Origin of the sequence: Streptococcus sp. 544 (genome assembly GCF_013277385.1) — a bacterium.
In the GTDB taxonomy this organism is placed as follows: domain Bacteria; phylum Bacillota; class Bacilli; order Lactobacillales; family Streptococcaceae; genus Streptococcus; species Streptococcus mitis_BA.
On the sequence record NZ_VMMU01000019.1, the window covers coordinates 79,713 to 102,324 of the forward strand.

24 protein-coding genes and 1 pseudogene are annotated in these 22,612 nt (G+C 37.9%); 9 read left to right on the plus strand and 16 right to left on the minus strand.

The features are described from left to right. Positions 1-21: 21 nt before the first annotated feature. Both HT728_RS08305 and HT728_RS10790 read right to left on the minus strand, forming a co-directional pair. Positions 22-822, minus strand: coding sequence for a glycosyltransferase (locus HT728_RS08305; RefSeq protein WP_188109850.1), 801 nt, complete (start codon positions 820-822; stop codon positions 22-24). Beyond that, a pseudogene (locus tag HT728_RS10790) lies at positions 802-949 on the minus strand (glycosyltransferase family 2 protein); the annotation flags it as partial. The gene HT728_RS08305 and the pseudogene HT728_RS10790, both read right to left, overlap by 21 nt. 57 nt (positions 950-1,006) lie before the next feature. Here HT728_RS10790 and HT728_RS08310 point away from each other — a divergent pair. The 5 genes from HT728_RS08310 to HT728_RS08330 all read left to right on the plus strand — a co-directional run bounded on the left by HT728_RS08310 (position 1,007) and on the right by HT728_RS08330 (position 5,250). Then, complete coding sequence (locus tag HT728_RS08310; protein ID WP_173219422.1) at positions 1,007-2,173, plus strand: MFS transporter; 1,167 nt, start codon at positions 1,007-1,009, stop codon at positions 2,171-2,173. A gap of 139 nt (positions 2,174-2,312) precedes the next feature. After that, complete coding sequence (locus HT728_RS08315) at positions 2,313-2,639, plus strand: PadR family transcriptional regulator (RefSeq protein ID WP_000273855.1); 327 nt, start codon at positions 2,313-2,315, stop codon at positions 2,637-2,639. Next, positions 2,626-3,219, plus strand: coding sequence for a DUF1700 domain-containing protein (locus HT728_RS08320; protein ID WP_023941404.1), 594 nt, complete (start codon positions 2,626-2,628; stop codon positions 3,217-3,219). The genes HT728_RS08315 and HT728_RS08320 overlap by 14 nt, the downstream gene beginning before the upstream one ends. Next, complete coding sequence (locus HT728_RS08325) at positions 3,212-4,123, plus strand: DUF4097 domain-containing protein (RefSeq protein ID WP_173219419.1); 912 nt, start codon at positions 3,212-3,214, stop codon at positions 4,121-4,123. Before HT728_RS08320 ends, HT728_RS08325 begins: the two co-directional genes overlap by 8 nt. Before the next feature lie 62 nt (positions 4,124-4,185). Continuing rightward, entirely contained in the window at positions 4,186-5,250 is a 1,065-nt protein-coding gene (locus tag HT728_RS08330; RefSeq protein ID WP_173219416.1) for a DUF6574 domain-containing protein, read from the plus strand. 165 nt (positions 5,251-5,415) lie between these two features. Here the strand turns inward: HT728_RS08330 and HT728_RS08335 are convergent, their stop codons facing one another. The 7 genes from HT728_RS08335 to HT728_RS08365 form a co-directional block, all read right to left on the minus strand. Further along, complete coding sequence (locus tag HT728_RS08335) at positions 5,416-6,276, minus strand: DUF4299 family protein (protein WP_173220062.1); 861 nt, start codon at positions 6,274-6,276, stop codon at positions 5,416-5,418. 121 nt (positions 6,277-6,397) lie between these two features. Beyond that, on the minus strand, positions 6,398-7,384 hold the full coding sequence (locus tag HT728_RS08340) for a rhodanese-related sulfurtransferase (protein ID WP_173220065.1): 987 nt from the start codon (positions 7,382-7,384) through the stop codon (positions 6,398-6,400). 195 nt (positions 7,385-7,579) lie between these two features. Then, complete coding sequence (locus HT728_RS08345) at positions 7,580-8,773, minus strand: OFA family MFS transporter (protein ID WP_173220068.1); 1,194 nt, start codon at positions 8,771-8,773, stop codon at positions 7,580-7,582. 538 nt (positions 8,774-9,311) lie between these two features. Next, positions 9,312-9,560, minus strand: coding sequence for an immunity protein BlpZ (blpZ, locus tag HT728_RS08350; protein ID WP_173220071.1), 249 nt, complete (start codon positions 9,558-9,560; stop codon positions 9,312-9,314). Positions 9,561-9,639: 79 nt separating this feature from the next. Then, complete coding sequence (locus HT728_RS08355) at positions 9,640-9,858, minus strand: hypothetical protein (protein WP_173213201.1); 219 nt, start codon at positions 9,856-9,858, stop codon at positions 9,640-9,642. A 5-nt stretch (positions 9,859-9,863) separates the two neighbouring features. Continuing rightward, positions 9,864-10,238, minus strand: a complete 375-nt coding sequence (locus HT728_RS08360; RefSeq protein WP_173220074.1) for an immunity protein — start codon at positions 10,236-10,238, stop codon at positions 9,864-9,866. A gap of 51 nt (positions 10,239-10,289) precedes the next feature. Next, positions 10,290-10,517: a Blp family class II bacteriocin gene (locus tag HT728_RS08365; protein WP_173220077.1), complete on the minus strand. Its 228-nt coding sequence runs from the start codon at positions 10,515-10,517 to the stop codon at positions 10,290-10,292. Between the two features lie 309 nt (positions 10,518-10,826). Between HT728_RS08365 and blpA the strand changes: the two genes are divergently transcribed. The 3 genes from blpA to blpC are packed head-to-tail and all read left to right on the plus strand — an operon-like array spanning position 10,827 to position 14,549. After that, positions 10,827-12,980: a peptide cleavage/export ABC transporter BlpA gene (blpA, locus tag HT728_RS08370; RefSeq protein ID WP_173234734.1), complete on the plus strand. Its 2,154-nt coding sequence runs from the start codon at positions 10,827-10,829 to the stop codon at positions 12,978-12,980. Positions 12,981-12,990: 10 nt separating this feature from the next. Further along, on the plus strand, positions 12,991-14,352 hold the full coding sequence (locus HT728_RS08375) for a bacteriocin secretion accessory protein (protein WP_173234736.1): 1,362 nt from the start codon (positions 12,991-12,993) through the stop codon (positions 14,350-14,352). Positions 14,353-14,408: 56 nt separating this feature from the next. After that, the gene (blpC, locus tag HT728_RS08380; protein ID WP_112444774.1) at positions 14,409-14,549 is read left to right on the plus strand and encodes a quorum-sensing system pheromone BlpC; all 141 of its coding nucleotides are present in this window, start codon (positions 14,409-14,411) and stop codon (positions 14,547-14,549) included. A gap of 106 nt (positions 14,550-14,655) precedes the next feature. Here blpC and HT728_RS08385 read toward each other — a convergent pair whose 3' ends face one another. Genes HT728_RS08385 through HT728_RS08395 form a run of 3 tightly spaced genes read right to left on the minus strand, consistent with a single transcriptional unit; the run spans position 14,656 to position 17,087 of the window. Further along, positions 14,656-15,990 (minus strand): GHKL domain-containing protein, encoded by a 1,335-nt coding sequence (locus tag HT728_RS08385; protein WP_173234738.1) that lies wholly within the window; start codon positions 15,988-15,990, stop codon positions 14,656-14,658. Positions 15,991-15,993: 3 nt separating this feature from the next. Then, positions 15,994-16,743, minus strand: coding sequence for a response regulator transcription factor (locus HT728_RS08390; RefSeq protein WP_173234740.1), 750 nt, complete (start codon positions 16,741-16,743; stop codon positions 15,994-15,996). Further along, on the minus strand, positions 16,740-17,087 hold the full coding sequence (locus HT728_RS08395; protein ID WP_112444768.1) for a LytTR family DNA-binding domain-containing protein: 348 nt from the start codon (positions 17,085-17,087) through the stop codon (positions 16,740-16,742). The genes HT728_RS08390 and HT728_RS08395 overlap by 4 nt, the downstream gene beginning before the upstream one ends. Positions 17,088-17,270: 183 nt before the next feature. Here HT728_RS08395 and HT728_RS10690 point away from each other — a divergent pair, with 183 nt between their 5' ends. Further along, on the plus strand, positions 17,271-17,657 hold the full coding sequence (locus HT728_RS10690; RefSeq protein ID WP_240156598.1) for a hypothetical protein: 387 nt from the start codon (positions 17,271-17,273) through the stop codon (positions 17,655-17,657). A 145-nt stretch (positions 17,658-17,802) separates the two neighbouring features. Here HT728_RS10690 and HT728_RS08405 read toward each other — a convergent pair whose 3' ends face one another. From HT728_RS08405 to HT728_RS08420, 4 genes are all read right to left on the minus strand, one after another. Further along, positions 17,803-19,281, minus strand: a complete 1,479-nt coding sequence (locus tag HT728_RS08405) for an ABC transporter substrate-binding protein (RefSeq protein WP_173234743.1) — start codon at positions 19,279-19,281, stop codon at positions 17,803-17,805. A gap of 103 nt (positions 19,282-19,384) precedes the next feature. After that, positions 19,385-20,308 carry a carbohydrate ABC transporter permease gene (locus tag HT728_RS08410; protein ID WP_000818350.1) on the minus strand — a complete coding sequence of 308 codons (924 nt, stop codon included), beginning with the start codon at positions 20,306-20,308 and terminating at the stop codon, positions 19,385-19,387. Between the two features lie 12 nt (positions 20,309-20,320). Continuing rightward, positions 20,321-21,250, minus strand: coding sequence for a sugar ABC transporter permease (locus HT728_RS08415; protein WP_007284784.1), 930 nt, complete (start codon positions 21,248-21,250; stop codon positions 20,321-20,323). A 347-nt stretch (positions 21,251-21,597) separates the two neighbouring features. Further along, on the minus strand, positions 21,598-21,855 hold the full coding sequence (locus tag HT728_RS08420; protein ID WP_065427688.1) for a hypothetical protein: 258 nt from the start codon (positions 21,853-21,855) through the stop codon (positions 21,598-21,600). Positions 21,856-22,612 lie beyond the last annotated feature (757 nt).

Below are 22,612 nucleotides of genomic sequence, written 5' to 3' on the forward strand. Positions count from 1 at the left end.
TTTACGATTTGCTACAATCTTTTACTTGCTTTTTCGTAACAGTTTCATAAAAATAAACTGTCGGACAAATCCTGGACAAAGAGCAACAACCATCTGAATCGCAACACTCTTGGCATACTCCATGTAAGAAATTTGTCCTCGCTTCAGCATCCGTTGACGAGCCTGACGATAGAGCTTGAGGTAACGCAGTCCCCCACGACGCTCAAACATCCCTGCTCCGACACGAACCTGACACAAGATTTGATCCAGATTTCCAGTCTTGGCTCCTGCAGCAATCATATTGAGCCAGAGGAGGTCATCCTCCATATAAAGGCCATCCTCATAGTTGCCTGCCTTGAGAACCATGTCCTTCTTGAACATAACAGTCATGTGGTTAAAGGCACTTCTCATCCTTTGATAAGCTACAATATCTGCATGTTGGGTTGGAACACGACGGTAAGAAACAATCTCATCAGGATTATCAATAAATTCTGCAATATGGCCACCTAATAGGTCAAGATTGTCCTTCTCCATTAACTGAACCTGTTTCTCAAAACGGTCTGGAACAGCTATATCATCCGTATCCATACGGGCAATAATATCATACTGACACCGCAAAACACCCTGTCGAAGAGCCAGACCCAAACCTTGATTCTGCTCAAGAGGATAGCGTTTCACTGGAATATCAGACTCAGCTTCAAGCTGGTCTAATACCTGATAGAGCTCAGGTGTCAAAGGCCCATCCTCAACCAGAACCAATTCGCTCGGTTTCAGGGTCTGATTTTGAACACTCTCAATAGCATCCTTTAAAAATGTCGGATTTTCCTTGATATAGACCGACATCAATACGCTGATTTTTTGCTTTTCAGACACAGTTTTTCTCCAATGTATAGATTTCCTTCCACTATTTTATCATAATTTTCAAGACTTTCCCATTTTTATCTTGAAAGCCAGAAACCTTACTTGACATTATAGGGAAAAAGCCTTAAAATAAGCTGTTATTAAAATCAGCTAGAAGAGGTATTTTATGAAAAAGCAATCACTCTTTTTTGTTCCAGGTATTATACTAATTGGTGTTTCCTTGCGGACTCCTTTTACTGTTTTACCCATTATATTGGGAGATATTTCGCAAGGGCTGGGAGTAGAAGTTAGTTCGCTTGGTGTCTTGACCAGCCTTCCTCTCCTTATGTTTACCCTCTTTTCACCATTTTCTACCCGACTGGCTCAGAAAATCGGCTTGGAGCATCTCTTCACCTACAGCCTCTTCTTCTTGACCATCGGTTCTCTCATTCGACTAATCAATCTGCACCTGCTCTATCTAGGAACCTTGATGGTTGGGGCAAGTATCGCAGTCATCAATGTGCTGCTTCCTAGTCTTATCCAAGCCAATCAACCAAAGAAGATTGGTTTTCTGACCACCTTATATGTAACCTCTATGGGGATTGCAACGGCTCTGGCTTCCTATCTAGCCGTGCCTATTACACAAGCTAGTTCTTGGAAAGGACTTATCATCCTCCTCACCCTGCTCTGCCTAGCAACTTTTTTGGTCTGGCTGCCTAATCACTGCTATAATCACAGACTGGCTCCACAAACAAAACAAAAAAGCAAAGCAAAGGTCATGCATAATAAACAGGTCTGGGCAGTGATTGTCTTTGCCGGTTTTCAATCCTTGCTCTTTTACACCGCTATGACCTGGCTACCTACCATGGCTATCCATGCAGGCCTATCCAGTCACGAAGCTGGCTTGCTGACCTCTATCTTCTCTCTGATTAGCATTCCTTTTTCAATGACCATCCCAAGCCTGACAACCAGCTTATCTACTCGCAACCGTCAGCTCATGCTCACTCTGGTTTCACTAGCTGGTGTTATCGGCATTTCCATGCTCTTTTTCCCAGTCGGTAATTTCTTTTACTGGCTTGCCATCCATCTCCTCATCGGAACCGCAACCAGCGCCCTCTTCCCTTATCTCATGGTCAATTTTTCACTCAAGACAAGCGCTCCTGAAAAGACAGCCCAATTGTCAGGTCTATCTCAAACAGGAGGCTATATCCTAGCAGCCTTTGGGCCAACCCTCTTTGGTTACAGTTTTGACTTTTTCCACTCTTGGGTACCAGCTGTAGCTGCCCTCTTACTCGTCGATATCCTGATGACTATCTCACTCTTTATAGTAGACAGAGCTGATAAAATCCTCTAAACTTCTAGTTTTTCCTAGAAGTTTTTTTATATATAAAAATTTTACACATTTCTCTTGACAGGGCTTTCTTTTAGATGTACAATGTATGTATAGAAAAATTATATATAAAAATCCTACACATCAGAAAAGGAGGTTTCCCATGTACTTTCCAACATCCTCTGCCTTGATTGAATTTCTCATCTTGGCCGTACTGGAAAAAGGGGATTCTTATGGTTATGAGATTAGCCAGACCATTAAGCTGATCGCTAATATCAAAGAATCCACACTCTATCCCATTCTCAAAAAATTGGAAGGCAATAGCTTTCTGACAACCTATTCTAGAGAGTTCCAAGGTCGCATGCGCAAATACTACTCCTTGACAAATGGTGGTATAGAGCAGCTCTTGACCCTAAAAGATGAATGGACACTCTATACAGACACCATCAATGGCATCATAGAAGGGAGTATCCGCCATGACAAGAACTGAATACCTGACTCAGCTAGAACTTTATCTCAAAAAACTGCCTCAGGCTGACCAAATTGAAGCCATGGACTATTTCAGGGAACTCTTTGACGATGCTGGAGTCGAAGGAGAAGAAGAACTCATTGCCAGTTTGGGAACTCCCAAAGAAGCAGCCCACGAAGTTCTATCCAATCTTCTCGATAAAAAAATCAATGAGGCACCCGCTCAAAAAAATAACCGACAAATTTTACATATCGCCTTGTTAGCTCTCCTTGCAGCACCTATCGGCATTCCTCTGGGAATCGCCATCCTCGTGACCCTGTTCGCAATCCTTGTGGCCGCTTTGACTGTCATTCTGGCTTTCTTTGCGATTTCCATACTTGGTATCATTGGCGGATTCCTATTTTTAGTTGAAAGTTTCACTGTCTTAGCCCAAGCCAAACCAGCCTTTATCTTGATTTTCGGTTCTGGTTTACTGGCTATCGGTGCTTCTTCACTAGTTTTACTAGGCATTTCCTATGTAGCTCGTTTCTTCGGTCTACTCATTGTTCGCTTGGTGCAATTTGTTCTTAAAAAAGGAAAGAGAGGTGACCAGCATGCGTAAATTGACAAAAGGATTTCTCATTTTTGGTGTGGTGACTACCGTTATCGGCTTTATCCTGCTCTTTGTAGGCATCCAATCTGACGGAATCAAGAGCCTACTTTCCATGTCCAAAGAACCTGTCTATGATAGCCGTACGGAAGAGCTAACCTTTGGCAAGGAAGTCGAAAACCTAGAAATTACTCTCCACCAACACGCGCTGACCATCACAGACTCTTTCGATGATCAAATCCACATTTCTTATCATCCATCACTTTCTGCTCACCATGATCTTATCACAAATCAGAACGATAGAACTCTGAGTCTCACTGATAAGAAACTATCTGAAAGTCCATTTATCTCTTCTGGAATTGATGGGATTCTCCATATTGTAAGTAGTTCATCTAATCGTTTTAATGATGTCATCATCGGACTACCGAAAGGGAGAACTCTAAAAGGGATCAACATCTCAGCCAATCGCGGACAAACCACCATCATAAATGCTAGCCTTGAAAATACGACCCTCAATACAAACGGCTATATCCTCCGAATTGAAGGAAGTCGTATCAAAAACAGTAAACTCACAACGCCCAATATCGTTAATATCTTTGATACAAATCTGACAGATAGTCAGCTAGAGTCAACAGAACATCACTTCCACGCTGAAAATATCCAAGTCCATGGTAAGGTTGAACTGACTGCCAAAGATTATCTCCGAATCATCCTAGACCAGAAAGAAAGCCAACGAATTAACTGGGACATCTCAAGCAACTATGGTTCTATCTTCCAATTCACAAGAGAAGAGCCTGAATCAAGAGGTACGGAATTAAGCAACCCTTACAAAACTGAAAAAACCGATGTCAAGGATCAACTCATTGCGAGATCTGATGATGATATTGAACTAATATCCACACCAAGCAGACGTTGACAAAAACGCTTACATCTGCTACTATAGAAGCATATTTATCTAACTAAAAAGGAGGTTCTACCATGAAACAAGAATGGTTTGAAAGTAATGATTTTGTAAAAACAACAAGCAAGAACAAGCCTGAAGAGCAAGCTCAAGAGGTTGCAGACAAGGCTGAAGAAACGATAGCCGATCTCGATACACCAATTGAAAAAAATACTCAAGTAGAGGAGGAAGTCTCTCAAGCTGAAGTCGAACTGGAAAGCCAGCAAGAAGAGAAAATTGAAACTCCTGAAGGCGGTGAAGCGAGAACAGAAATAGAAGAAAAGAAGGCATCTAATTCTACTGAAGAAGAGCAAGATCTTTCTGAGGAAACAGAAAAAGTCACTAAAGCTGAAGAAAGCCAAGAAGCACTTCCTCAGCAAAAAACAATCTTGAAAGAGCCTCTTCTTCTCAGTAAATCCTTAGAAAGTCCCTATATCCCCGACCAAGCTCCAAAATCTACGGATAGATGGAAAGAGCAAGTACTTGATTTTTGGTCTTGGCTAGTGGAGGCTCTCAAATCTCCTACAAGCAAGCTTGAAACAAGTAGCACACACAGCTACACAGCCTTTCTCTTGCTCATTCTGTTTTCTGCATCTTCCTTTTTCTTTAGTATCTACCATATCAAACATGCTTACTATGGACATATAGCAACTATGCATAATCACTTCCCTGAACAATTTGCTTCATTAAATCTCTTTTCGATCATCTCTATCCTAGTAGCGACAACACTCTTCTTCTTTTCATTCCTCTTGGGTAGTTTCGTCGTGAGACGATTTATCTACCAAGAAAAGGACTGGACGCTAGAAAAGGTTCTCCAACAATATAGTCAACTCTTGGCAATTCCAATCTTCCTCACTGCTATTGCTAGTTTCTTTGCCTTCTTTGATAGCCTACGATTTTCAGCCCTTTTATGTGTGATTAGCATTGGAATCATTCTGCTTGCTAGTCTCCATATCATTACCAGACCAAGTCAAGCAAGTGAAGCCGACTCCTTCTATCAATTATTCTTGTCTGTCCTTGTGAACGGAGTTATTATCCTCCTCTTCTTTGTAGCTGAAGTCGCACTGATTGGAGATTATCTTCGTATCTTGGCCCTTCTTTAAACTTCATACTCTTCGAAAATCTCTTCAAACCACGTCAGCTTCGCCTTACCGTAGATATATGTTCCTGACTTTGTCAGTNNTTTGATTTTCATTGAGTAGCAATCCTGTCTTTCATGGCAGGATTTTTCTATGCCAAAAAAGCAAGTCGATTGACCTGCTTCTGCTTTACTTTTCTTGTGCTAATGCTTTAAAATATTTGTCTAAGATGGGTTGTACTTCTAATTGATTGGCGTCTAGTTGGTGGTAAGATGCTGATGGTAGTGACTCTAGGAATTTTGCATAGTCCAATCGGGCAATGGCTTCATAGTCTTCTGGTTTAGAGCCGTCTCCTGTGATTTGAACCAAGTCAATCTCCCACTGGACTTCCTTATCCACCAATTGCTCAATATAGGCAGCAGGTACAAATGGTTCTCTCGGTAAAACAGTCTTGACCCCTTGAGCCAGATGGTAAACACCGTGCACTTGGGCTTCTCCATCCTGATAGAAGGAAACTCTTGCAAAGTAAGCATCTGTCTCTTGAACCGCACGCACACACGCTTCAAACTGAGCCAAACCATCTTCCTCTAAAAAGCTTTCCAAGTCCTCATGACTAAAGAAAACAGGGTTAAAAATTCCTTGGCAAATCGTAAAGCGGGCTGCAGTGTCTGCCAGATAGGCTTGAATACTTGCTTGAAAATAATCTTCAAAGTCAAAATCATCGAGTCCCTCAATCTCAGTTCCTGTATAAGCAAGCAAAGCATCTAAAAATGACTTGATGATCTCCCAGTCTATCTGCGTTAGTAGGTCAGGAAGATCGACACGGTAAGCCTTTTGACCATCAGCATAACTGACCTTAAAAAGAAATTGTGATTGCCCCACTATCGCACACTCGATATACTCAAGACGGTTAAGAGGCTGACGGAGATAGACTGCATCATAGCTATGTGACTCCAAGCCATCTACCAAGGCCAAGATAGACTTGGCAGTCAAAATCTCCTGTTCTCCTAAAATGCTCTGTTTATTTGGAATAAAAAATGTTTTCGCCATAACTGGACTCCTTTGAAATCGTTTACATACAGTAAACCTTATTTTCCTGAAAGATACAGAAACAAACTTTAGATTTTTGAGTACAAAGCATAGAAAAACAGCCCCTGAGGACTGTTTGATCTTATACAGTAGCTGCTTGATCCAAGCTTTCACCGATAGCGGCTAGGCGCTCAATCACTTCAGCTTGTGTCAATTCATGTTCTGAAACATAGCGGTTACGTGGGTGAACACGGCACTCGTGTGAGCATCCACGAAGGTACTTGTCTTCATTTTCTTCTGATGTCAAGATACGACGGTTACAGAATGGATTTCCACAGTTGACATAACGTTCACATGGTGTTCCATCAAACCAGTCTTTCCCTACGATAGTTGGGTTGACATGGTTGACATCAACGGCGATACGCTCGTCAAAGACATACATTTTTCCATCCCAAAGCTCACCTTGAACTTCTGGGTCTTTACCGTAAGTTGCGATTCCTCCGTGCAATTGGCCGACATCTTTGTAACCTTCACGGACCATCCAGCCTGAGAATTTCTCACAGCGAACGCCACCTGTACAGTAAACCACGACACGCTTGTCCATGAATTTTTCCTTGTTATCACGAACCCACTGTGGCAACTCACGGAAGTTGCGGATGTCTGGGCGGATAGCCCCACGGAAATGTCCTAGGTCGTACTCATAATCGTTACGTGTGTCAAGGACAACGGTATCTTTATCAAGAAGCGCTTCTTTGAACTCTTTTGGAGACAAGTAAGCACCTGTTGTTTCAAGTGGGTTGATGTCATTGTCAAAGTCGTTGTCTTCCAAACCAAGGTGGACAATCTCTTTCTTGTAGCGAACGAACATCTTCTTGAAGGCTTGTTCATTTTCTTCGTCAATCTTGAACCAGAGGTCTTCCATACCTGGGAGGCTGTGAACGTAGTCCATGTATTTTTGAGTTGTTTCATAATCACCTGAAACTGTTCCGTTAATTCCCTCGTCAGCGACTAGGATACGGCCTTTAAGGCCGATCGATTTACAGAAATCCAAGTGGTCTGCAGCAAATTGCTCTGCATTTTCAATTGGAGTATAAAGGTAGTAAAGTAAGACACGAATATCTTTTGCCATAAGATTTGTTCTCTTTTCTATTCTTAAATTTTCTAAATTTTTTATTTATCCATACTAGTATACCTGCTTGAGAAAACGAATGCAATTTATTTGACTGGAAATTGCTATATTTCAATTTAGAAAAAAATTTCTTGTACACTACACTTAGTATCAATCATATTTTAAAAAATCCTTGGATTTTCCAAGGATTCATTTTTAAACTTTTTTAGCTTTAGCCATATAGAACAGTTGGAGTAAAATACCAAGGATAGCCATGCCGATAACGATAAAGAAGGCCATTGTATAATCTCCTTGGTTTGCCTGTGCAAGACGTGCTCCTAACTGAGGACCAGCAATAGCAGCTACGCCATAAGCAGTAAACATCCATCCATAGTTTGTCCCTACGTATGTAACTCCCCAGTTTTCAGCAGTAATTCCTGGGAATGAACCTAGGAAGCCTCCAAATGACAAGGCAACCATCATAATTCCAAGGATGGCCAAGATGCTTCCAGGACCTTTGAATAAGGCTGTGAGCAACAAACCAGTAGCAACCGCTCCAAACATGGCAATAACAGTAGGATAGCGACCAATCTTATCAGATACCGTACCCCAGAAGATACGACCAAATGTATTAGCGATAGATACCAGCATAACAAAGAGTGTAGCTTCTCCTACAAGTTTATACTGGTCAGAAATTGATGCTGCAGTACCGATAATCATCATTCCACCAGTAGCACCAAGAACGTAAATCAACCATAGAAGCCAGTAATTTCCATCACGAAGCATTTCTTTGTAAGTTTTACCTTCTGGTTGAGCTGTTCCAGATGCCGGCGCTGCTGCAGGAGCTTTCTCCATTACCAATGAAGAAGTGCAAATAACAATTAGAAGAATGATACCCAATACTTTGAATGTTGAGTAAACACCCATAGAAGCAATCAAAGCTTTGGCAACTGGACCGATAATGAGCGGGCCTAACCCGAAACCTGCTGCTGTCAAACCACCAGCTAAACCTTTTTTATCTGGGAACCACTTAGTGGCAACTGAAGTAGATGCTCCATAAGCTGAACCAATACCAAGTCCTAGGACAACCCCGTAAGTGAGGTAAAGGACTGGAAGAGAAGTAGCAAATCCAGTAGCAAACATACCAGCACCGAAGAGAATACCACCTAGGAATACAAATTTCTTAGGTCCTGCTGAATCAACCTTAGGACCGAAAATAATCATACCAACAGGTACCATTGCAAAAGAAATACTAAAGGCCAAAGAAGTTTGGGATTGAACCCATCCTTGACTAGAATTGGTTTCTAGCAGCGCCTTTTGAAAAACTGACCAGGCGTAACCAGCACCTAGAGATAGATTCGTTAAAATGGCTGCTGCCAAAATTAACCATCGATTGGGTGTTTTTTTCATTTGAATAACCTCATGTAAAATTTCTTGTTCCTAAAAAGAATAGAGAACAACTTTTATCATTTTTTCACCTATCTCGTTTAAATTGATCATTGTATAAATTTTTAAGTATATAGAACTATGTAAATGATATACATCTATATACGACTGCTTAAAAATTTGTATCTATAGATCTCTTAAATCAGAACAAGATGAATTTTCACAATGTTAAGCGCTTTCATTGTACTCTTATTATAAGCTACTTTATTCTAAAAATCTACTTAAGAAAAATTAATAAAGATATAAGAAATTTTAATATTTTAATCATCTGTTATCATTTTAATATTGTTTATATCATCTAATTCGGATAATTATCTAAATAAGGTAAAAAACCACTGCCCTCCCCAGACCAACCTGAGGAAAACAGTGATTCTTATTTTAGGAGTTAGGAATGAATGTAAGGAGCTACATTTGACGTTACTATACTAAAAATCAAAAACAAGGTATAATCTTTATTGAAAACGACCATAAAGATAACCACTTAAACACTAAGTACACCTTCCTACAAGTCATCCTTTACCTCCAATCTCTCTAAAACAAACCATTTTAATAACCAAAATCCGACAACATAGCCAGCCCCTAAGAATATAGCTATAAAAGCTAGCATGGGATTCAGGAAAGAAAAAACCACTACAGATACAAAGGTTAGCACAAAAACATTAAATGCAATGGTGTCAGAAACCAAGACTAGAATATAGGGTGTCAACCAGTCTAAGATTTTTGAATATGGAAAAAATAAGTGTTTATACATGATACGTTCCTATACAGTATAGAGAGTATAAGCGCAAAGAGATACCCAGATTAATAATTCTATATCCTAACTAAATCCTCTAATGTGGCCATAAAACTGAAGCTGCCGCCCCACCAGCTGCACAAATTAAATAAATCTGCGGAGTTGGGAAAGGGATTGTCTGTGCACAAAGCGAAAGCCCCTCAACTGCACCACCTACTCCACTTAAAAATCTGTCTGCAAGTTGTTTATCACCAGCTGTTATCATTGTTAATTTTTCATCGGATAAAATGATAAAATTATTTACTGATTGTTCCATTCTTTTCACGCTTTCTTTGTTAAATTAATTTGGCTAGTAGACAAAAGATAAACTAAGGCATTAAAGACAATGAAAATATTTCCATAAAGTAAAATCAGTCTCTCATCCAAACCAAGATAAAGTTTTACCGCCAAAAAGATGAGCAAAAGAATTTGAAACCATAACGTTTTTCCAAAAATAAATTTAAAGCGTTTTTGAATGTCTGCTTCCTTGATTTTTACCGCCAAACCTTTATTAGCAAGAAGGAAAACTCCTGCTTCAAATAAGCCACTGTAGAGAACAATCCACCCAATCGATACATTCGAGATTTTCAAAAATGTACCTAAAAGAATATCCAACATACTACTCAATAAAATAACAAAAAATAATCTGTATTTCATATAAATCACCTCCTTTTACTACTATTTCCAATCTACTATATCGCTAAAAGTTTAACTTGCTCTAAAAGCTCCCCAAGCCGCTGTACAAAACTGTGCTCCTAAAACCCCGCCGGCAAGAGTTCCCACAACTGGGATAACACTCCCCAGAGCTGCACCTCCTATTGTACAAATTCCTAATGCTTGAACAACTTCTCCAGCCCCTACTTTATCTCCACCTTCAACACAAGCAAGCATTTCATTATCCATAACAGAAAATTGTGACATTGTTTTTGTATTCATGATGAATACCTCCTTTTTATTTTTAATTTTTGTTTTGTTGCAACCTTGACAACATCAATATATCATAATCAACTGATATCATTTCTTTAAAATCATAAAATGTCTTTTTTTCATCACGAAATGTTTTTCATAAATTTTATCAAAGACCAAAACTAATATATACTATCGTCAACTATAAAAATCAATGGTTCATCTTACTTAATAAAAATTACTGTTCATGACAATATAAATACCGTTTACGATTTAGCAGGAAGTTTTTTAGTAAAGTTTGGCATAATATATCTATCTACTATATGAAAGGGATTGCCAATGACTTCTTATAAACGTACATTTGTTCCTCAAATAGATGCTAGAGACTGTGGTGTTGCTGCCTTAGCCTCGATTGCTAAATTCTATGGTTCAGATTTTTCTCTAGCTCACTTGAGAGAACTTGCAGAGACCAATAAAGAAGGAACGACTGCTCTTGGCATTGTAAAAGCCGCTGATGAAATGGGCTTTGAAACAAGACCTGTTCAAGCAGATAAAACGCTCTTTGACATGAGTGATGTCCCCTATCCATTTATCGTTCACGTTAACAAAGAAGGAAAACTCCAACATTACTATGTTGTCTATCAAACAAAGAAAGACTATCTGATTATTGGTGATCCTGACCCTTCTGTAAAAATCACTAAAATGTCAAAAGAACGCTTTTTCTCTGAATGGACTGGAGTAGCTATTTTTCTAGCTCCCAAACCCAGCTATCAACCCCATAAAGATAAAAAGAATGGTCTACTAAGCTTCCTTCCTTTGATTTTCAAACAAAAATCTCTCATTGCTTACATTGTTCTCTCAAGCTTATTGGTCACGATTATCAATATCGGTGGTTCTTATTATCTTCAAGGAATCTTGGATGAATACATCCCAAATCAGATGAAATCAACTTTAGGAATCATCTCAGTTGGTCTGGTTATCACCTATATCCTCCAACAAGTCATGGGCTTCTCCAGAGATTATCTCCTAACTGTTCTGAGTCAGAGATTAAGCATTGATGTGATTTTATCCTATATTCGCCATATTTTTGAACTTCCTATGTCTTTCTTTGCGACACGTCGTACAGGAGAAATCATTTCACGGTTCACAGATGCTAACTCTATTATAGATGCCTTGGCTTCTACCATTCTTTCTCTTTTTCTGGATGTTTCTATTCTGATTCTTGTAGGGGGCGTCTTACTGGCACAAAACCCTAATCTCTTCCTTCTTTCTCTTATTTCCATTCCTATATACATGTTCATCATCTTTTCTTTTATGAAGCCTTTCGAAAAAATGAACCATGATGTCATGCAAAGTAATTCTATGGTTAGCTCTGCCATTATCGAAGATATCAACGGGATTGAAACTATAAAGTCGCTCACGAGTGAAGAAAATCGCTATCAAAATATAGACAGCGAATTTGTAGAGTATTTGGAAAAATCCTTTAAACTCAGTAAATATTCTATTTTACAAACGAGTTTAAAGCAGGGAACAAAATTAGTTCTGAATATCCTTATCCTATGGTTTGGCGCTCAATTAGTCATGTCGAGTAAAATTTCTATCGGTCAGCTGATTACCTTTAACACACTTCTTTCTTACTTTACAACTCCTATGGAAAATATTATCAACCTCCAAACCAAACTCCAATCTGCGAAGGTTGCTAATAACCGTTTGAACGAAGTCTATCTAGTCGAATCTGAATTTCAAGTTCAAGAAAATCCTGTTCATTCACATTTTTTGATGGGCGATATTGAATTTGATGACCTTTCTTATAAGTATGGTTTTGGACGAGATACCTTAACAGATATTAATCTCACGATTAAACAAGGAGATAAGGTTAGCCTAGTTGGAGTTAGTGGTTCTGGTAAAACAACTTTAGCCAAAATGATTGTCAATTTCTTTGAACCCTACAAAGGACATATTTCCATCAATCATCAGGATATTAAAAACATTGATAAAAAAGTTTTGCGCCATCATATTAATTACCTACCTCAACAAGCCTATATCTTTAATGGCTCTATCTTGGAAAATTTAACCTTGGGCGGTAATCATATGATTAGCCAAGAAGATATTCTAAGAGCTTGTGAATTAGCTGAAATCCGTCAAGACATTGAAAGAATGCCTATGGGCTATCAAACTCAGCTCTCTGATGGAGCTGGTCTATCAGGAGGACAAAAGCAACGAATCGCTCTCGTTCGTGCTCTTTTAACTAAAGCTCCTGTTCTAATACTAGATGAAGCTACTAGCGGTCTTGATGTCTTGACTGAGAAAAAAGTTATAGATAATCTTATGTCCCTAACTGATAAAACCATTCTCTTTGTAGCCCATCGTCTCAGTATAGCCGAACGAACTAACCGTGTCATTGTTCTCGACCAGGGGAAAATCATTGAAGTTGGTAGTCACCAAGAGTTAATGCAGGCGCAAGGCTTCTACCATCATCTATTCAATAAATAAGGAGAATGTCATGAATCCTAATCTTTTTAGAAGCGTCGAGTTTTATCAGAGACGTTACCATAACTATGCGACAGTGTTAATCATACCTCTTTCATTACTGTTTACTTTCATCTTGATTTTCTCCCTTGTTGCCACAAAAGAAATTACTGTTACTTCCCAAGGAGAAATCGCCCCTACAAGTGTCATTGCATCTATTCAGTCAACCAGTGATAATCCTATCCTTGCTAATCATTTAGTGGCAAATCAAGTAGTGGAAAAAGGTGACTTACTCATCAAATACTCTGAAACAATGGAAGAAAGTCAGAAAACTGCCTTAGAAACACAATTACAGAGACTTGAGAAGCAAAAAGAAGAACTTGGAATTTTGAGACAAAGCTTAGAAAAAGCGACTGATCTTTTTTCTGGCGAGGATGAGTTTGGCTACCATAATACCTTTATGAATTTTACTAAACAATCCCATGATATTGAACTAGGCATCACAAAGACTAACACCGAAGTTTCAAATCAAGCTAATCTTTCCAATAGCAGTTCATCAGCCATCGAACAAGAAATTACAAAAGTTCAACAACAAATTGGAGAATATCGAGAATTGAGAGATACTATCATAAATAAAAGGGCTCGCTTACCAACTGGCAATCCGCACCAGTCAATTTTGAATCGTTATCTTGTAGCCTCACAAGGACAAACACAAGGAACTGCAGAGGAGCCATTTTTATCTCAAATTAATCAAAGTATTGCAGGTCTTGAATCATCTATCGCAAACCTCAAAATTCAGCAAGCTGGTATCGGAAGTGTAGCAACTTATGACAATAGTTTAGCAACCAAAATTGAAGTACTCCGTACTCAATTTTTACAAACAGCCTCACAGCAACAACTAACCGTGGAGAATCAATTAACAGAATTAAAAGTACAACTAGATCAAGCAACGCAGCGCTTAGAAAACAATACCTTAACCGCCCCAAGTAAAGGTATCATTCACTTAAACAGTGAATTTGAAGGTAAAAATAGAATTCCAACTGGTACAGAAATTGCTCAAATATTCCCTGTCATCACAGATACAAGAGAAATACTAATCACTTACTACGTATCTTCTGACTATCTACCTCTACTAGATAAAGGACAAACTGTAAGATTAAAACTGGAGAAGATTGGAAATCACGGCATTACCATCATCGGCCAACTTCAGACAATTGATCAAACTCCTACCAGAACAGAGCAAGGTAATCTCTTTAAATTAACCGCTCTTGCAAAACTATCTAATGAGGATAGTAAACTCATCCAATATGGCTTACAAGGTCGCGTCACTAGTGTAACTGCAAAGAAAACATATTTTGATTATTTCAAAGATAAAATTTTAACCCATTCTGATTAATTTTCAGATAACACTCTATAACTATTTATTATCTTATCAAAAAGGAGAATCATAACATGGATAAGAAACAAAACCTAACTTCATTTCAAAAACTAACAACTACCGAACTCAACCAGATTACAGGTGGAGGATTATGGGAAGAGCTATATGAAACCATAACAACACCATTAAAATTACGGACTACTTTCAAACCATAAAAAATCTATAGAATTATAAAAACGCATAATATCAGATTTCAAAATGACTGATACTATGCGTTTTATCATGAAAAGATTATAGAAGATACAAGTCACCCATCCCCACCTATACTTCTATCTCTAAGACTTGTTTAAATCTAAAATTAGAACTTGTAGTTTTTAGAATGATATTTGGGTATTTTGTCAAAATACTATTAACATTAGACAAACCAACTCCTCTATTCTGCCCTTTAGACGACATTCCTCTCTCAAATATTTTTGTAACATCAATCTCTCTATCTAGGGTCGGATTTTGGATAATTAAAACTTGCTTATTACTTCTAATATCTTCAAAAAAACAAACACTTAGAGGTTCCTCGACAGTGGCGCTTGCAGCGGCCTCTATCGCGTTATCTAACAATATAGAAACAACTGTTAAAAAATCAATTTCCTCAATCTTTTTGATAACGATTGGTTTTTCTATTTCCAAAGAAACTGGCACTAGTAAACTCTGAGCCTCGGATAATTTTGAGATTAATAAACTCTTCAAGGATAAATCCTCTATATTTCTCAATCTCACTACATCAAATTTTGTATCTTTTAAATTTTTCCCTGAGTCTTTCAAGACACTGTCATAAATTTGAGCAACTAAATCAATATCTTTTCGGTCTATCCCTATCTTTAAACTTGTTAAGATATTTGCATAATCATGCCTAAAGCTTCTAACCTCTTGATAAAGTCCTTCTACTTGTTTACTATAGCTCTTAAGATTTTGAAGTTGAATCTCTTTTTGAAGTACTAAATCTTTTTGCAATTCCTCACGTACATTTCTGTCCAGTATATTGACAAAATAGATAAATAAAAAGAAATAGATTGCAGTTATAGCTCCTTGATAATGATTTACAGATAAATTCAGGCTGTTTTTAATGTAACCAATAAAAGGAATAAGGATAAAATAACCCAACATTGCAGCATTAGCAATCCTCATTATTTGATCCAGATGTTTATCCAACACTTTACTTCTTAAATAGCTAAAATCATACTGAAAAACTTTTATTATAAGCAAAGATAGGAGACTTGCTAAAATCGAGAAAATGGTGGCATCGTAATAAACATATATGTCTGTTAAACTAGCAAAATTAGGAATAATAAAATCAACAAAAAAATCATAGATGATCGACCAAAATGTGATAGGAAACAGAGCATAAAAAAGTGTCGATATCAGACTGTATTTCTTTTTATCCAACAACAATGTATAGATAATAAAAAAGATGGGATAATCTAGTACTGTAATAACAACAGGGATATAGAACATCTTAATCAAGGTTAAAAGTAAAAACTCTAATAAAAAATAGAAAAACAATAACTCTAAAGATCTCTTTATAGTCAATTGATAGCCATAAATTTTTGCATGAAGAAATAAAAATATGTAAAAATTCAAAGATACTAACACAAATGACATTTACTACTCCTTACTATCATGTAAATCTTTAACTATATTCAGCAATGCCCTCATTTTTAACCTAGATACTAGGCAACTTGACCCGTTCTTCAAATAGACTAGTTTTTCTTCCTTATCTATTGAAGAGATATTATAAGGATTCACAATAAAAGAACGATGACACTGAACCAATCTGGGTTCTTGCTTCAATATATCAGAAATTTTACCGTAAAATTCTATTCTTTCTCTCATAGAATAAAGAACTAGCTTATGAGGAATCATTGACGTTTCTATATAAAGCAAATCCGAAAATGGAACCTGAACGAGTGCTTTAGAATTTGTAAACACAAAAGAATCTTCAGTCATTAGTTGATGTTTATTCTTGTGAACATAAGCGATTGCCTTTTCCACACATTCCCTAAAAGAGCTTTCAGGCAATTCCTTATCAATAAAATCTAAAGCTGATACTTGATATTGAAAACTAACAGGCATAAATTCTGAATGAGTTGTTACAAAAACAATGACTGCATTTGGATCTCTATCTCTGATTTCCAAAGCAATATCTAACCCTTTTCTAACATCGTTTTTAATTTCAATATCCAAAAAGAAAAGTTGATGACCTCCACGTTCCATCATATCTTCTAACAATTGATTCGGTTTACCATAAACACCACAGTGCTTTACTTCCCAACAATTCTTCTCTAAAATATCATACACCAGATTTTCCATCCTAGTCTGCTGTATAAAATCATCCTCTAATATAAAGATATTCATTTCTCGTCTCCTTTAGTATTTAACCATCTTTCTTTTACAGTTTTAAAATATCTTCTAGAGCAGATAATATCCGATACTCTTTCATCCATAAATAAAATGGTCTTCGTTTCATACTTCAATCCTATTACTTTGGATAAGTTAACAAGAAACTTTCTATGACACCTGAACAATTTCCCCAGACTCATTTCCTCAACTCTAGCTAGGCTCATATACTTCTCAAATACTCCATCAGCTGTAATAAAAATAACAGCATGTGCCTTCGTAGGATGTGTTGTCACATAGTAAACCTTAGAATGAGGCACTTTAACAACTGCTCTGCCTTGGCTTAAAATATATTCTTGCATATTTTTCCTCCTTACTCTCCTATATCATATCAAAACTAGTATCCTATGATGGAAAAAATCTTAAAAGGTATCTGAGTTATCATAAATGGTTATTTTTCAACATTTCATGCTAACAGTTATACAATCTAAGATTTCGACATCTTCTATCGGATGTTTTTGATATGATAGAGCCAGAGGAGAAATATGGATACAATTCAAATTCTACATTTTTCATTATTAGGATATATCATCACAAGTGACATCAATTCTTATATTAAAGAAAACTTATCAACAAAAACGAGAATTATAGTTTCTAGGCGTATCATCTATTCCTATAACACTACTACCTATTTTATCATAAAATCAATGTTTTTATCTTCAGATACAATGTATTCTTATATAGAAGATATACGACTCCGTTCTGAATTTGCCAACATTATCATCATAGGAAGTTACATTGATTATGATAAACTTTTCCGTAGTCATTACAGAATATTCGGTGTCATTGATACAGCTAGAAATCATTCTTTACAATCTATACGACAAGAAATTCACTCATATTTAGATGATATTTATAACAACCTGAAATAAATTAGGTTTGGTAGTCTTTATACATTTCCTCAGCATACATGGCTTCAAAAACTTTCAAAAAATCACTGCCTCCCCCAGATAAGCCTGAGGAAAACAGTGATTTTTAGTTTAGGAGTTAGGAATGAATACACGAAATCAATTGATCTTATGATTTTTTATTTTTCAAGAATTCGTCGTATTGTTTTTGCATTTCGTTCAATACTTTTTCGTAGGCACCTTCAGATTTCAATTTTTCCATCAATTCTGGAATCGCTTTATCTGGGTCTACAGTACCAGTGTTGATAGCTGTATCGAATTGTTGCATTGTGTTAGAGATTGCTGAGATTTCAGATTTCACATTGTCAGTGTTAAAGATGAATCCAAGTGCTGGAGATTCTTTAGCTTCAGCCAATTGTTTCTTAGAATCTTCAATTTGTTGGTCTGTAACGTTTTCATTGATGTAAAGAATCCAGTTATTACCAGTGTTCCATCCACCCATGTGAGTGTTTCCTTTGTAGCCATCAAGGACTTTAACACGGTTTTCTTTACCTGCAAGTTTTTCCCAGTTCTTGCCTTCTGGACCGTAAACAAGGCCGTTCAAAAGTTCTGGGTTCGTATTCAAGAGGTTCAAGATTTCCATTGATTTTTCTTTGTTCTTAGAGTTGTTTGAGATGACAAAGTTAGCAACTTGTGTTGTTTGGTTTTTCTTAATAAAGTTTGTGATTGGTTTGATTTGGATGTCTTTGTTAGCAACGCGTGAGAGCAAGCTGTTACCGTAGTCAGCTGGTCCTACTGTCTCTTCACGAACGAACCAAGTATCTTGTTGAAGGTCAAATGTAGTGTCACTTGTTGCGACGTCTTTTGGAATGTAGCCAGCTTCATAGAATTTGTGAAGAGTCTTTAAGTGTTCTTTGAAACGAGGCACTTCGTAACGGTTTACAACTTTAGTAGTATCACCTTCAAGGTCAATAACGAATGGAAGCCCGTTTGCTACTGGATAGTCAAAGTTCTCAGAAGGGATGAAGTTCTTAGTAGCTGCAAATGGTACTACGTCTGGAGCTTTTTCTTTGATTTGTTTCAAGACTGGCTCAAGAGTTTCGTAAGAAGTAACACCTGAAATATCGATACCATATTTGGCAAGGAGAGTTCCGTTGAAGGCAAAGTTTTGAGATGATGCAACGTTGGCCGCAACTGGAACAGCGTAAATTTTACCATTTACAGTATTACCCTTGATGTAGGCTGGGTCAAGTGCCTTGTAAAGGTCTTTACCTTCTTTTTTGTACAATTCTGTCAAGTCAGCATAAGCACCTTTTTGAGCATTTACAATATAGTTATCTGCAAAGGCGATGTCATAGTTTTCACCAGATGATGTGATAACTGACATTTTCTTACCATAGTCACCCCAGCCAAGGTATTGGATATCCAATTTGGCACCAACTTTTTCTTCGATGATTTTGTTGGCATTTGCTAACAATTCATCCAAGTTGTCTGGTTTGTCACCGATTTGGTACATTTTGATAACAGGTTTGTCACCTGAATCAGCAGCTTTTTTGCTGTTACCTGTCAAATTTCCACAAGCAGCAAGACCTGCAGCCAAAGCGACTACACTAGCAGATGCAAAAGCATATTTTTTCCAGTTTTTCATGATAAAAACTCCTTTTTTTATTTTTAAACTTATAAACAATGTAATGATCTTAACTTCACTCAAGGGAAGTTTGGAAACGAGAAATGTTTTTTCTCAATAAGCACTATTCTTTCACACCACCGATAGTCAAACCTTTTACAAAGTAGCGTTGGAAGAATGGATACAAAATCGCGATTGGAAGGGTTGCAACCACAACCATGGCCATACGACCTGTTTCTTTCGGTAGAGCAACTCCCAGTTGACCAGTCAAGCCGACCGCTTTGGCGATGTAGTCCATATTTTGTTGGATTTGCATCAGCAAATATTGTAATGGATACAAGTTGTCACTCTTGATGTAAAGAAGGGCGTTGAACCAGTCATTCCAGAAACCAAGAGCTGTCAAAAGCGTGATGGTTGCGATACCTGGTAGTGACAATGGCAAACAGATTTGGAAGAAAATCCGAGCCTCACTGGCACCATCGATACGAGCCGATTCGAGAATGGCTTCTGGAATGGTCTTCTTGAAGAAGGAACGCATCAAGATGATGTTAAAGGGTGAGAGAAGCATTGGCACAATCAAGGCCCAAACAGTATCCCCAAGCTGAAGCACACGAGTCACCATGATATAACCTGGTACCAAACCAGCGTTGAACAACATACTGAGCAGAACGAAGATGGTAAAGAATCTACGATACTTAAAGGTTGTCCGTGAAATAGCGTAGGCATAGGTTGTTGTGATAAAGACATTTGTAAATGTCCCAACTACGGTTACAAAGACAGAAATGAAGAGGGCCTGTAAGATTTTATCCTTAAACTGTGCCAAAAACTCAAAACCGTCTAATCCAAATTGGGATGGGAAGAAGCTGTAGCCGTATTGGAGGAGGCTTTTCTCGTCCGTCACTGAAATAATGATAACGAATACGAAGGGTAGGATACAAGAGAGGGCAATCAAACCCGAAATGGTACTGAAGAAGATATCTGCTTTCTTACTGAAGGAGTGAATGCCGACATTATCAATTTTTTCTTTTTTAATTTTCTTTTCTGCCATATTCTCCTCCTTTTAGAACAAGGCTGAGTTTGGATCAACTCGTCTTGCCAGTAAGTTTGATAGAACCACCAGAATCAAGCCGACTACTGATTGGTAGAGACCTGCTGCTGAAGCCATCCCGATATCTGCTGTCTGGGTCAATCCATTATATACATATACGTCCAAGACGTTGGTTACGTTATAAAGCTGACCAGCATTGTGAGGGATTTGGTAGAAAAGACCGAAGTCTGCACGGAAGATATTTCCGACTGCAAGGATGGTCAATACAGTTACCAATGGTGTCAACTGCGGAATGGTTACATTGCGAATGCGCTGCCATTTGCTGGCTCCGTCCACTGTCGCTGCTTCATAGTAGGTTGGATCAATTCCCATAATCGTCGCATAGTACATGACACTGCTATATCCAAAACCTTTCCAAATACCTAGGAAAAGTAGGAGATAAGGCCAAATTCCCAAATCAGCGTAGAAGTTGACTTCTTTTAGACCAAGACTTTCCAATAAATGATTGAACACCCCTTTATCAATATTTAGGAAGGCATCTGTAAAGAAACTGATGATAACCCAAGACAAGAAGTAAGGGAACAACATAGAAGTTTGGAAAATCTTCACCATTCTCTTAGAACGGAGTTCACTGAGGATAATGGCAATCCCTACAGATACAACTAAACCTAGAAAGATAAAACCAAGATTGTAGAGGACCGTATTTCGTGTGATAATAAAGGCGTCTCTTGAACTAAATAAGAATCTGAAATTATCGAGTCCGACCCATTTACTATTTATGATACTATCTATGAAACCATTACTGGTCATGTGGTAGTCTTTGAAGGCAACCACGTTTCCAAATACTGGAATGTAAAAGAATAGAATCAACCAGAGTGCCCCTGGCAAAACCATCAAGAGAAAGATCCAGTTGTCTCTCAAGGTTTTTGAAAACTTATTCATAATTTCCTCCCTTTTTATTTTAATATCCATCTAAAAATTCCTTTTTAGACTTTTGATAACGATTACATTATTAGTATACTCCTATTTACAGATTAGGTTAAACTCCTAATTATAGAAAAAACTCTACAAATTATGTAGCAGATTTAAAACTTTATCACCACTATCAAACAAATGTCCTAAATCAATTGTTTATTTTATCTCTATTAGGCTAGTGATAGCGTCACTCTGTTACCCTGTGCTAGTCTCTCAAACTAAATTTGTAACCGTCCAATAACGAAGTATATTGAAAAATCTCCAGACTAGAGAACTCACGGATAGTTCCTAATCTGGAGATTTTTAATATGTTATTAGGCGTTTGCTTTCAACTTAGCAATAACCTCTTTAAGATTATCAATCAACTCTGCTTCAGTATGCTCAGAGCCTTTTTCATCTGCCAAGAAGGAAACTGCTTTTTGAAGTTCTTCTTGAGAGTTTTCAAGGACATCCTTATCTACTGTTTCAAGGTTTGAGTCTTTAAGAAGTTTACTTAATTCCTTGGCTAATTTCTCGAGTTCTGATTCTTTGTTGCGACGAGCTAGGAGGAAGAAGAGGAGACCTAAAAGCACTAGGATACTTGCTGCAATAATCCCTACTGGGACTTGAGTTTGGGCTGCAGGCTTATCTGCTTCTGGTGCTGACTCAGAAACTTTTTGTTCCCCAGCCTTCGTTGCTGACTGGCTTTCCTTAATGGACTCTAGGGAAGCAATGGCATCTTTGACTGTTTGCAAGATATGGCGTAAACCTTGCTCTGTCAAACTGTCATCTGCAAGAGCTTTCTGAGCTTCTGCCAGAACCAGACGTGCTGAATCTGTAATAGGACTTGATACACCTGTCAATGTTCTCAAAAGATTTTCTAAGGTTTGAGTCTGCTTACTTAGTTCTGACTTATCTAAAGTTCCTTGACCCTGAGTTGCTGAACAAACAGTACCATTTTCTCTGTTCACATTATTTACACTAGGTTCCGTAGTTGTCACTGGAGCTACAGACGAACGAGCTGTGGTTGTTGAGCCACTGTCAGAATCTGGGGCATCTGCTACAGAATTTGCTTGTCCACTATCTGATGGACTTGTCGGTTCTGTAGTGTTCACATTGTCAGAATTTCCATCTTTAGCACTAGACGTTAGGAGGTGACGAGGAGATGGAATAGGATTGATACGATTGATTTCATCAATTGCTCTCGCTAGAGCAGCATTAACCGCATTTTGAGCTGCCTCTGCTTCATCTGGTGTATTCGCATTGGCTGGCTGTTTATCGATGGCATCTGTCTGCGCTTTGGCTTTCGCTTTCGCGTCTTCCTTAGCTGCGTCTTTTTCACCTTGACTT